Source organism: Nocardia uniformis NBRC 13702 (assembly GCF_001613345.1).
GTDB classification, from domain to species: Bacteria; Actinomycetota; Actinomycetes; order Mycobacteriales; family Mycobacteriaceae; genus Nocardia; species Nocardia uniformis.
Window position 1 is genome coordinate 17,618 of the sequence record NZ_BDCE01000046.1, and the last position, 12,115, is coordinate 29,732.

General features: G+C 64.7%; 8 protein-coding genes. 3 read left to right on the plus strand and 5 right to left on the minus strand.

What is annotated here, in order from left to right; all coding sequences use genetic code 11:
* Positions 1-16: 16 nt before the first annotated feature.
* On the minus strand, positions 17-3,847 hold the full coding sequence (locus NU1_RS14870) for a HEAT repeat domain-containing protein (RefSeq protein ID WP_084521405.1): 3,831 nt from the start codon (positions 3,845-3,847) through the stop codon (positions 17-19).
* Between the two features lie 782 nt (positions 3,848-4,629).
* A complete protein-coding gene (locus NU1_RS14875) occupies positions 4,630-6,027 on the minus strand; it encodes a cytochrome P450 (protein WP_067521781.1) in 1,398 nt (465 codons plus the stop codon).
* Positions 6,028-6,106: 79 nt separating this feature from the next.
* Between NU1_RS14875 and NU1_RS14880 the strand changes: the two genes are divergently transcribed.
* Positions 6,107-6,367: a hypothetical protein gene (locus NU1_RS14880; RefSeq protein WP_157552264.1), complete on the plus strand. Its 261-nt coding sequence runs from the start codon at positions 6,107-6,109 to the stop codon at positions 6,365-6,367.
* A 46-nt stretch (positions 6,368-6,413) separates the two neighbouring features.
* Here NU1_RS14880 and NU1_RS14885 read toward each other — a convergent pair whose 3' ends face one another.
* The 3 genes from NU1_RS14885 to NU1_RS14895 form a co-directional block, all read right to left on the minus strand.
* Positions 6,414-7,496, minus strand: a complete 1,083-nt coding sequence (locus NU1_RS14885; RefSeq protein ID WP_067521785.1) for a GAF domain-containing protein — start codon at positions 7,494-7,496, stop codon at positions 6,414-6,416.
* The gene (gene pgfA / locus NU1_RS14890; protein ID WP_084521407.1) at positions 7,489-8,577 is read right to left on the minus strand and encodes a cell envelope lipid trafficking protein PgfA; all 1,089 of its coding nucleotides are present in this window, start codon (positions 8,575-8,577) and stop codon (positions 7,489-7,491) included. Before pgfA ends, NU1_RS14885 begins: the two co-directional genes overlap by 8 nt.
* A 727-nt stretch (positions 8,578-9,304) precedes the next feature.
* Positions 9,305-9,958, minus strand: coding sequence for a class I SAM-dependent methyltransferase (locus NU1_RS14895; RefSeq protein WP_245720134.1), 654 nt, complete (start codon positions 9,956-9,958; stop codon positions 9,305-9,307).
* A gap of 420 nt (positions 9,959-10,378) precedes the next feature.
* On the opposite strand from NU1_RS14895, the gene NU1_RS14900 reads away from it, so the two are divergent.
* A complete protein-coding gene (locus NU1_RS14900) occupies positions 10,379-11,545 on the plus strand; it encodes a GAF domain-containing protein (RefSeq protein ID WP_157552266.1) in 1,167 nt (388 codons plus the stop codon).
* Positions 11,546-11,739: 194 nt separating this feature from the next.
* Complete coding sequence (locus NU1_RS14905; RefSeq protein ID WP_157552268.1) at positions 11,740-12,024, plus strand: hypothetical protein; 285 nt, start codon at positions 11,740-11,742, stop codon at positions 12,022-12,024.
* Positions 12,025-12,115: the final 91 nt, after the last annotated feature.

A 12,115-nucleotide genomic window follows, 5' to 3' on the forward strand; every position in this document is an offset into this window, starting at 1 on the left:
TGGGGGATCTGCCGATTTATTGCCGCTGTCGTCCTGGGTTTTGGTTCGTGTCGCGGATCGCCAGGATGAGGTGGGCGTTTTTTGCGTCGATGCTCGCGCAGATCAGAGCGGAACCGTCGGTCGCGATCCTGGCGAATTCTGTGATCGGTCGAGCGAGGCCGTGTCGTCGATTCTTGTGGCGCAGCAGTTGCGCGTAATCGGGTGTGCCGCTGAAGGTCACTTTCTGCCACGAACATTTTTCCGGTATTGCGAGGTAGGCGCTGGACTCGGCCTCGTGGGGGAATGAGTCTGCGATAAGACTGGCACAGGCGGAGGTGAAGCGTCTGTTGAAATCCGCTGCATCGTTGCCGAATTCGAGAATTTCAGTTGGTGTGGATTCTTGAGCGAGTGCCCAGGCTTCATGGTCGTGGATGCCGGCTACGGTGGCGGCGGTTCCGGTTACGGTGAATCCGGCTTCGCGCAGGACTCGTCGCACTGTCATGGCACGGTAGGCGGGTTCGGCTACTTCGCTGATCGCGTCCTCGTCGTTGTAGGCGTGTTCCACGATCACTTCGGGCAGTTCGTTCTCGGGAGCCCAGTTGACGAGGGCCTCTATCGCGGTCAATCGGACGTTGCTGCTGGGGTCGCCGACTGCACGCTCGCCCCACGCCTGCCATACGGAACGCTCTTCGGGCCAATGCTGGATCAACAATTTCGCCAGTTCATCGCGGAGGTACTCATCGTCATCGTCGGCCAGAGCGGTCAGCAGGCGCGGCAGTGTGGCGGCCTCGTGCGGCCAGTGCTGCGCCAGCGCACCGTAGGCGTCGAGACGGACTTGTGGGCTCGGATCGAGGGCACATCGGTGTATCAACTCGATCGTGTCGGGTAGATGCGGACACGAATCGGCGATGGCGGTCACAGCCATTGCGCGGATCTCCGCGAAAGCGTGCCCAGCGGCATGACGGCGCAGAATCTCTATGGTGTCGGGCTGCGCCGCGAACTCGGAAATCAGTTGCTGCAGCGCGAGACTGCACACCATCGGATCGCCCCCATTGGTCAGTGCGACAAGTGCCTGCAGGTTGTGGGGGTGATCGAGATACAGCTGAGCAGCCACCCGCCAACTCGTCGAATAGTCATCCGTAAACACTTCGCTGCTGCACAAAGGGCCGGCGCTAGGCCACCACTGTTCATACCAGCCGCGGTAGAGAGGACGATCTATCCACGTGGCGTCGTGCGGGAGAGTCGTGAGAAGTGAAGGTTCGTCCAGCATTCTCCACGATTCTGCGCGGTCGGCTTCGCGCAGCAGGCGAATGACTCCGACCGTCAGTGCGGTGCTGTGCGGTTCGAGCGCGGCGGCGCCGGAGCGGCCCTGAAGGTGGGCGAGGATGTTCAGGGCCTGACGGGTGTGGGCGGTGGGGGTGAATTCTTCCCAGAAGTAGTCGGCGGGATGGTCGCTGGGGGCACATCGATAGATGTACGCGGTGTCGCCATGGTTGAGCAGATGAGCAGCCAACATGGCAGCGAGTGGGGCGGGGACCATGGTCGCCAGCAGTGACAGCACTTCGTTCCACGTCGGGTCGTCGGCGTTGTCGTGAAACAGGCGGATGATCTGCTGGTCGGTCAACTTCTTGTCTGCCCACCGGTGATGAAGGTCGGCGGCGGTGAGATAGTCGAGGAATGCGCGGTGGATGAACCCGTAGATTTCGCCGCCGAGATGCGCAAGCAGGGAGTTGCGTATGCGGAAACGTGCCAGCATTGCGCGTGCGAGCAGGACGGCGCGGTCAGCGGGTAGGTGCAGCGTTCGGCGGAGGTAGGTGTAAAACGCCTCGACCAGGGCTGGCGCCGTGCAGTGGTTGCCCGGGTCGCTCTCGCGACGGCGATGCATCTGGCGCGTGGCCAACTGTAGTAGTTGCAGCTTGTCATGGAAGCTCAGCCCGTAGCTGGATTCGATGTCGGTGTCCGACAGAAGCTTGCTGGTATCCCATTGCTCGACCAACACGGCCACCGCATGCCGCAGCACCGATGCCCGGTCGCGGGGCAGGTCGTGGTGACGAGACATCGACGCCAGGATGGTCAGTAGCATCGGGTTTGCGGCAAGTTCGGCCGTCGCCGGTGATCGGTCGATTGCCCGGCGCAGCCGCTGTGCCATCGCGGTGGCCGCGACGAGATCGCGCGGAAACACTGTCGCCGCCCACGTCCGGGCGAACGTATCGATCTGGTCGTCTGTGAAGTCTTGCACAGTGAAATGGTCGAATCCCGCGTCGGCCAAGTGTTTTTGCCTGTACCCGAGAATTCTCGATGTGACAATGATGCGTGCGCGCGGGTGGCGGCGCGTGAATCCTTCGATCTGCCGGATTGCCCACAGCCGGGTCTGTGGGTCGAAGATCTCGTCGAGACCGTCGAAGACGACGACCGCCCGACCATCGGTGAGCAGATAATGCTCCAGATCGGCTTTGGCGAACCCGAATGCCTCACTGCGGTACTGGGCATCGAGGTAGTCCAGGACAGACTCATGCCGTGGCGCTGTTGACGCGAGGGCGCGCAACTCCACCCATATCGGTAGCCAGCCGGCCAGGTCTGCCAGTGCCGCGGGCGGACGTGCCCATCGGCGGGCCTGCACATCGACGGCGCCGTCATCGATTACAGGGTCGTCGATCACCGCATCCTCGGGTAACAACCAGCGGACGGTGTAGTGGCGGCCGAGGCTGCGTTCGATCGTGGCCTCCAGTGCACCGGTATGGCTCGAACCGGCCAGCCTCACCGCCAACTCCGCGTGCTGGTGACTGAGTTCGAGGACGTCGCCAAAGAGGGCGCAGGGCTGCCCTGCAGTCATCAACGCATGCGTGCGTGGGGCGGATAAAGCCACTGCTCTCCGGATGCCCGGCCACGCCTCGATGATTTGATCCAGTTCGCTCTTGCCCCGAGGCTTTGGAAGCCCAATTCCGGTAGCGGCCTCAGGCCCGGTGCCCGCGGGGTGCGCAATCCGGGATTGGTCTGCGGAGGCTGTCGTGGCCGAGGGATTGGTCATTGCGACGACGGTGTACTGGGCGATTGGTAGCCGAACTGCTGTCGTAGGAACCGGTGCCGTGTCCGGGCTTAGCGCGGGCGGATTGCCGAGCAGGGCCGCGATCTCAAGTAGGACATAGCGGGTGAGAGCGGATTTGCCGGCGCCGGGATTGCCGAGTATGACAACCCGCCGACGCGCGGCCAGGATGTCGACGCCGCTGCGTGGCCTGTTCTCGTCATAGGTGCGCTGCGCGGCCCGGAGATGGTGTCTATCGAGGAAGACAGGGGCGTCCTCAAACGGTATCTGCGCGGTCTCGGCCAATGCGCGCCGCAACGCCATGGGGAGCTCCAACTGTGGACCAGTCGGGCACAGCGAGGGCGAAACGAACACCGATTCCATCCGCATTCTCGGATGGTCGCCATGTTCTGAGGCTGGGGCCAAGACCTCCAGATCCACGCTCGACAACCGTTGCCGCAGCGTAGTGACGTAGTCACGACACATCGCCGAAAACGATGCAGGCCCGGCGGGGATCATCGAGTCGGACGCGGACCCGGCTGCCGCACGTACCGAACCGGGTCGGTCGGTGTCCTCGGCATAGGCCAGATGCCACGCTCTTCTCCAGCGTCGAAGCTCAGCGTCCATGAGCTGTCCGCCAGCGGCTTCGCGGCAGGCACGTAGAAACGCCTCGACGAAGGGCCATCGTGGACGAGCAGTCGGTTTCAGGTTGTCACTGAGGGTCGAGACAGGAAGCATGTCCTGCCGCCGCTGTGCTGCCCGGGAAATCTCACGTAAGGAGGGCCCGCCGCAATCAATTCGGAAACCCCGCAGTTGGTTGATGAACTCCGCCATCGAATCCGGCACCGTGTGAGTGTAATTCGAGGAAGCGACATCAAGCCCTGATCAACCGGCGCTGTCCGGGAGCGTCCGGGCAACGCACCGGACACCGCCCCTGTCCGCCAATGTGGCACCCATGGCACATCCCCTGCTTTCTCACTCACTCGCATCCGCAGTCCGGCTGCCGGCCCGATCTGTGGTTGCTGCTGCGGCTTACCTCCTCGGCCCGAATCCGTTGTTGGTCACGTGGGTGGTCGCCACAGCTGTGATGGTGGTCTTCGTCGGTGTCGTGCTTCCCGCTGTCTGGTCACGCAAGCCGACGCGACGACATGCCGCACTGACCGTAATACGAATCCTTGTCAGGTCTTCGCGCGATGACCGCTGATGTGCTGGCAGCAGGCTGGGTTGCGTCCACGGAGATGGTGTAGCAGCAGCGATCAGCTGCTGAGTCTGGCGTAATCCCCGGACAGACGTCGAGTCGACGACGGACCGTGAGAGCGACCGGGATCTGGGTGCGGAGACTCGCGCCGAGCGCGGGCGCGGCCAGTCTATCGACCGGATGCCGGGTGGGTCCAAGAGCGCAGAGCTGACGAGCTGCTCGTCGACGGTAGCGATCCGGATGCCTCCCATGCGGTTGTGATGGTGACACAGCGCGGTGGCGAAATAGCGGGTCCGCCGTGGGGCGTGCGGCACGGTGTCCGACCAGACTGGCCATCGCCGGGTCGGCGTGGAATGCCTTCGTCGGCGGTGACGCCACGAGCGGTAGATCGGTTGGCTCGGCGGTCCGGATGACGAAGACGCTCATCAGCTCACGCCCTGGGGGACAGGCGGATCCGCAACCCGCGCGGCTTCAGCGTGAGCTGCTCGGAGACCCGTAACCGGAGGTAGGTGGGGTCGGGCGCCAGGTCGAACGCCGACACGATGTGTGCCAGGGTCAGGACAAGTTCGTGGAGTGCGAAGGCGCGGCCGAGACATGCCCGTGCACCGGTGCCGAAGGGCTTGTACACGTGCTCGCCGAGCGGCCGGATACGGTCGGGGCCCCATCGATCGGGATCGAACCGGTCGGCGTCGGGCCCCCATGCCGCTGGATCCCGATGCGCGGCGAGGGTGAGCACCAGTACCCATTGGTCGGGGGTGAACGGGTACCGGTCGGCGAGCATGGTCGGCTGGCGAGGGCGGCGGAAATATCCCGGTGCGACCGGGTACAGCCGCAGGGTTTCGTCGACGACACGACGTAGGTATCGCAACCGCGCCACCTGCTCGAAGTCCAGCCGCAGGGGCGCGGGCCCGCAGTGCTCGGCCAGCTCCGCGCGAATCCGCGCCACGATCTCGGGGCGCCGCGACAGCTCCCACATGGCGAACGCCGCTGCCCCGGCGGAGGTTTCGTGCCCGGCGACCAACATGGTCAAGCATTCCGCGCGGATTGCCTCCGGGCTCATCCGCTCGCCGGTCTCCGGGTCGACGCTGGTCAGCATCAGCCCGAGCAGGTCGGTCGGGTCGGCGTTGCCTTCGCGTCGCCGGGCCGCGATCACGTCGTCGACCGTGGCGTGCAAGAGCGCGATATCCTGCTCGACCTGCATCAGCTGGCGGCGAAAAACGGTGTGCTGCACCGCCGTCGGCAGATTGATTGTGCGATGCACCCACGTCAGTCCGCGCAACATCGCTTCCACGAAGGGATGCGGACCGTCGGCGCCGGTGAACGATCCGAATCCCATGCCGAACGCTGACCTGCCGATGATCTCCAATGTGAGGCTGTTCATGTCCGCGCCGATGTCAGCGCGTCGAGGGTGGGCACGCCACTCGTCGAGTAGTTCGCCGACGGCCGCGGTCATGGTGTCGTGGTAGCGCGCCATGGCGGGACGGGTGAATCCGGGCGCGAGCACGTGGTGTGCCAGTCGCCAGGATGGGGAGTCGTTGTCGCTGGTGAAAAGCCCGGCGGCTACCTCACGCAATGGCAGGAAGATCGGCGCGATCTTCTTGCACCACGCTGCGTCGTCGTTGATCTCCGCGATCAACTCGGCTCCGGACACGATCACGACGGGCTGGGTGAAGACACGTCGTTCGAAGATCGGCCCGAGCCTGGCGGCATCACGAGCGGCCTGTTGAGTGGGGGAGCCCAGGTTCAGGGTTGTCACATCGCCGAGAATGGGCAGCCGCCCGCGTGGATGCGGGATTGCCTCCGGGGCGTCACGACGTGTGCGGATCATGCTGGCCTCCCCTGGATCTCGGTCCACGCGGCGATTCGACTCCCGGCCGCAATGGCGTGCTCACCTACGATTGTCGATCATGCGGCATCTCCGCAGATTCGGCGGATGTTCGGCGCCGCTGGTCGCGTCGTTGACGATGGCAGCGACCATCGCTGCGGTTTTCGCGTCCGCCATGGGCACCGCCGTGGGCGCGGTGATCATGACCAGCAATCTGCACCCATCGGTCGCGATGGCACCGATGGCCATCTCGCCGTTGACGATGCGGCCCGCCCAGCCAGGATCCGAAATTCGCCGATACCCAGCCTGGACGGCGGCGCGCGAGTTCCTGATGTCGGTGTAGGTCGCGGCGCGGTGGTTCGCCGGCCGAGACTCTCGCGAATGATCTGTTAGCCGGCGTCCCGAGACACGGAATCGCTCGCCGAGACTGGATCCAGGACCGCGACGTCGGCGGGATACACGAGTGTGAGGCCGATCGTGGGGAAGAACTCCGGGTCGAGGAGGCTGGCGTGGAAGGTCATCTTCAGCCATCCGCCACCGCCGCGACGGACACGGCCCTGGCCGATGACGGTGCGGCCCTGCTTAGCTTCGTTGATCCATTGGAGCACGTTGGCGAAGTCGTCGGGGTGGATGGCAACGGTTTGGCCGGTCGATACGCCGTGCCCGATGTCGGGGACCAGCGGTGTCAGCCACTTGAGAATGAGCGGGGCGTACGGGTAGGAGATGTCGCCGATCACGCCGAAAGCGTCCTGCAGGCGCAGCGACTCGGTGCCGACACGGTTCTCCAGTAGTTCGAGCCGCATCTCCGCGGTGGTGACGGTGTCGGTGACATCGCGCAGCAGTCCTCGCATGCGCGGCCCTGCGTCGGTCGATACGCAGCGTTGCGCCCAGTGCATGCGCTTGAGCGGACCTTCGTCGATACGGGTGAGCACCGTGCCGATCTTCGCGGTGTCCGGAGTGGCGCGGCGCAGGTCCTCCCACAGCTCGACGATGTCGCGGATCCGGATGATAGGTCGGAAAAAGTCCTGCGGGCCGAAGATCGCGCGGTCTCGGAACTCCTTGCCGGTGTTGGTGAGGTCGAGCCAGCGGTCGTCCAGCAGGAGCCGCGGCGGTAACTCCTCGAGCCCCAGTTCCCATTCGTAGGCGGCGATCGTGCTCGCCCGTTGTTCGGCCTCGGCAAGTGTCGGAGAGAACTGGACCGCGAACATGGGCGCCCCGCTGCCAACACCCCTTACCGGCGTGGCCGCCAAGGTGGGTCCCAGTACCGCGGCCGCGATGCCGGTGTCGAAGACCTGTACCGGTTCGCCGGTGCGTTTGACCTGGGCGGTGGTGTCTTCGACCAATCGCTCTGCCTCGCCCCGCAACGACTGTGCCAGTCGTCGAAATTCGCGGTCTCGCCCGGATTCGGCGAGGATCGTGGGCCTACCGGGGCCCATGGTTTCCACGAGCAAGTCCACCGGGTGTTCACTCATGGTCGGCTCCCTTCTGTGTGCGTGGTGCGGTATCGGGTCCGGTCGGATCTTCGCTGCCGGGCACGGTGCGCGCAGGGCGGGCCGTGCGGCGCAGGATCAGGATTCCCGCGAGCAGCGTGAGTGCGCCGACGACGCCCAGTACTGCAGGCCCGTAGAAACGACCCCACATGATCTGGGTACGGGCGGTGCGGGCGAGATCGAGTGTCTCGGCGAGGGTTTGCTCGTCGAAGCGGGTGTGCGCGTCCAGGGTCGTCACGGCGGCCGGGTCCGATGGTCCGAGGTCGCGGCGGGCCAGTTCCCGATGCAGGTGCGCGCGTATTTCCACGATCATCCCCGACTGCGGTTCCACCCAGATATCGCGTTGGGCGCTGTAGTGCAGGTCGAACTGGATCTCGTCGTCGCCGGGCAGGCCCCAGTAGGAGGCCGGCAGGGTGAGGAACATGTCCGGCTGGCGGGGGAACAGGTTGGTGGGCGCGACTTCGGATCGGAAGTGCAGCAACCGCATCCCGTTCTCATGGCGGGCGCCGTCGACGTAGGTCAGTGGCACATCGACTCGCGCCACGTCGTCGTACATCAGATAGCGCCCGGAGTCGGTGGTGCCGAAGGGAAGTTTGTACTGGAATCCTCGCCTCGGCGTCGTGTCGACTATCCCGGCGGTGATCGAGGTCAGCCCGGGCGGCCCGGTCGGGGACGAGGAGTACCGGTCGAGGGTGACCTTGTCCACGCTGGCCGACACAGTCGCCTCGGCTCCGGTGCGGTCGGCGCGGTACATGCGGGTGGCGCCCTGCATGGTGACGGTCCGGTCGGTGGTGGGGCCGATCGAGGATACGAGCATCGAGATACGCAGCGGGACACCGGTTTCGGTGCGAGCCCGTCCGGCCATAGTCGCTGTGACATCGATGAGTTGGGCGTCGTCGACCACACTGAGGGTGTCGGCGCGGATGTCGGCCGGGATCCGTTGGAAGTGCGGCACCAGAAGGGTGGGCAGCGCGATCGCGGTCGTGATCGCCGCGGCTGCCACTGCGATCGAGGCAAACCCTATCGCCCGCCGTGTCCGGCGTGCCCCCAGCATGCCCTTCATGAACTCGATTTTAGTCCGAGATTGCTGCGCGATTGCGGGACTGGACGCGGAACCACGGGGCTCGCATTATTCCTATTCTGACGCAGGGATTGCCCGGATTGCGAAAATTGTGGACAAGCCGGATCGGCAGGCGAATAATGAACTTCACCACAGCAAGATCACTTGCCATGAATTTGGTCGACCGCCCCGCTCTGGCGGATGTGCCCGGCAGGTGAGTTTGCTGAGCGTACCGCCGCCCTGGCGGTTTGGAGCAGCGCCCCTCTGGCGTCCTCCCGCGCATGGCGTAGACGCGCCACCAGCGGCATCAGCCGTTGTGTGTGCCGCGCGCGCCTTCCGCGATCGGACCAGGGAGGCTTCGATGACCGCAGTCGTCACGTTCTCGGAATCGGAATTCACTTCCACAGGAATCACTCCAGAACAAATACGTGTCTCAAAGTTGCAGACAGTTTCGAAGAATGGTGCCCCGCGAATTCGCAATGATCGACTGGCGGTCACGCGCCTCGCAGCAGGACTCACTCAATCAGAGCTGGCCGAGTTGCTGTGCGCGCATATCTGGCGAGAGACCGGAAACCGCGTCGCTATCGACGCCGATTACGTCTCGCGACTGGAGCGGGGCTTGATCTGCTGGCCCGCCAAATCCACTCGCAATGCGCTGTCCGCGGTGCTGCAGGCCACCTCGTCCGCGCTCGGACTGATCAACAGCCGGCTGGGTGGCGGCCCCCGGCGGCTAGAGCCCTGCGGAGTGCTCGGCGGTCAGGACATGGAAGGCTCGGTAACTTGTGCCAACCCGGGTGTGCGCGGTGACGGTGAACCCGGCCGCCGCCAGGGCGTCGACGATCGCCGTCACCGGCCGCAGGCGAAGCACACCGACCGAAAAGGGCAGTTCGGCCATGTAGTCGGGGTCGCCGAGGCCGAGCACCAGCCGCCCGCCCGGCCGCAATATCCGCGCCAGCTCACCCAGCGACGCCGCCAACGCGGTGTCCGGCACGTAGTAGATCGTGTTCACCGTCCCCAGGGCGTCGACACTGCTGTCCGGCAAGGGAATCCGGTCCATCGACGCACGCAGCAGACGCAGCCGACCCGTCCGCAGCGGCCCGCGGAAGCGGCGGCGCGCATCGGCGATGGCGGTGGCGGACATGTCCACGCCGTACACGCTGCCGTGTTGTCCTACCTGTTCCAACAGCAACCGCAGGCTCAGGCCGCCGCCGAAACCCACATCGGCGACGATCTCGCCGGGCGCGACCTGGAGCGCGGCGAGACTGCCGGTGATCGGGCCGTGATTGCGGCGGTTGAGCACCCAGCCAATAACCCGCCCGGGGACGCCGCGGGGATGGCCGAGCTGAGCCGCGAACAGGCGCATAGCCATATCTGTGATCCCCACAGCGGCCAGTCTGACACGCCGCCGGGCAACGCGCGGGCCGATGACACCCGCTTGGGCGATCATCCGGGCATTCCTCCGGGTGTTCGTCCGGGCGATCATCCGTTCTCACCTCGCCGTCCGGCGAGTCGAATTCAGACAACAGATGATCACACCAGGCCAGGAGAGGAGATGGGCCCGATGACGAGAACCGGGTTGCCAGCGCAATGCCAGTCCCGGCCGATGCAGTTCCGGGGTGAGCTCGGTGCGTTTATCCGGGCGGCCACCGCGTACTACCTCGGCGCATCGGCCGACAACAGTCCGGGGTTATCCGAGTTGGGCAGTCCTGAGGAGCGACCGCGCAGAAATAGCCACGAACCAGCACACGACCCCTTGTGGATCGATCCGCAATTCATCCGCGCGCATTCCAATGGAGATAACGAGATGGCCGCCCCTTCATCCGACTCGGCAGACAACGAGTCGCCACGTCCTGTGTCGCCGGTCGATATGCCGACGCAGATCAACCGATGCCAGCATTCGCACGAAGCCCACGACCATGCGCCACAGTACTGGGCGATCGCCGAACGACTCAATGGCAGCGGGCAGGATCCGACCGTGGTGCTCGACAGTGGGAGGCCGCGAAAGTTCGCGCACCTTCACCGTGTCACCATCGCCCCGGGTCTGGGGATCGCGCAGCGGCTCGGGCCTTTGATCGCGCGTTGTGCCGCCATGCGCCGGATGGTCACCGAGCGAGCTGGTATGGCTTGTGGCGCGCCGATGGAGATCGTCGCCGTCCCGGTACCAGGACCCTACGGCGATACCCGGGCGGTGTCCCTGTGGGCAGGCGCTGCCGGGGAGCCGATGCCACCACTACCGGCAGTCGGGATCGTCGAATGCGATGCTGCGGTCGTGGTCGCCGCATGCCCCACCGCTCGGGCGATCTTGTTCGACGGCCAGTTCCCCGAGGGGCTGGTCCTTCCGGAGATGCTGTCACGTTTCGATCGCTTCGACGACCGATCCGACTTCCTCGCCCTACTGAGCCTGCACAACCCCGTCGATTCCTGGATCGGCTGCGCAACAAGGACTTTCGCCGACGGTACAACTCACCGGCTCCATATCGCAGCACGCGCGTCGGGGCAGGGAATCACCCGTAGCCTGCGCGCGGTGGTATGCGATATCACCAATTCCGAGAGCGCACCGGCGAAACCGGACATGTACTCTAGCGCGCTCAAGCACACGCCGATACTTCCGGGACATGCGGTGGCCCTGATCGACCTCTCCTCGATGGTCGTGCACGACTGGGTAGCGAACAAGGGCGACCGGATAGGCGGGTGGCGACACCACCGCCCCCTGCTCCACCCCGCCGATCAGGCATTGATCATCGAAACCTGCCATGAGATGCGTGTCGGCACCCGAGCCGATGCCAGGATTTGCGCGCGGGTCCGCTTCGACCCGTCCGATCAATGGATCACCCTGGAATCACGGTGGACGCGCATCATCACCGGCGATCAACCACAGGCACTGGTCGACATCGAAGTGGTCGCACCCGTACCAGCCTCGGTTGTCGACCACTGCCCGTGGTGTGAAGAAATAGCGGACGAAGCTGCATGAGCCAACGAAATGCCATGAAATACCCGCAGAAACCATAATCTATCCGAACAGTACGATAAATTTCCTTGCCGTGACATCTAGAATGAGCTAAATTATTCAGTAAGACCTTCTTCGGAGGTCACTCCCGGCACCCGCCGTGCGGAACCGGATGAATAACCAAACATTCCCCTGCGCCCCAGTCGAGCGATGACCGAGTGCTGCAATTCACGGAATGCACGGTAAACCCTGAGAGACCCTCGATGAATTCCGGGCAGATTGGCGACAATCCCGGATCGGCGACGGGTCGGATGGGAGATGATGCGATGAAGATCCTCGACCACGGGTGCCGCCGATCCCATCGGCCCGGCACCGACCGGCCAGTACTGGTCTGGGACCCGGCGCTGAGCGAGCGATTCGAGCGACTCTACGATGAAATGATCGACCGCGAATTGCGATGGCGCCGCCGTGCCAGGCCTCCCCGGATGCTCGACGACGAATAATGCGGACCATCCCTCGATTGCGCGATTATTTCGGCTCGTAAGCCCATACGGTCAACGGGCAGTCGTGAGCTGCCCTCGAATTCAGACAAAC

Bases quoted from the DNA above. Each gene is read 5' to 3' on its own strand.
- NU1_RS14875 (WP_067521781.1), bottom strand. From the start codon at position 6,027: ATGATCCGCACACGTCGTGACGCCCCGGAGGCAATCCCGCATCCACGC.
- NU1_RS14880 (WP_157552264.1), top strand. From the start codon at position 6,107: ATGCGGCATCTCCGCAGATTCGGCGGATGTTCGGCGCCGCTGGTCGCG.
- NU1_RS14885 (WP_067521785.1), bottom strand. From the start codon at position 7,496: ATGAGTGAACACCCGGTGGACTTGCTCGTGGAAACCATGGGCCCCGGT.
- pgfA (WP_084521407.1), bottom strand. From the start codon at position 8,577: ATGAAGGGCATGCTGGGGGCACGCCGGACACGGCGGGCGATAGGGTTT.
- NU1_RS14900 (WP_157552266.1), top strand. From the start codon at position 10,379: ATGGCCGCCCCTTCATCCGACTCGGCAGACAACGAGTCGCCACGTCCT.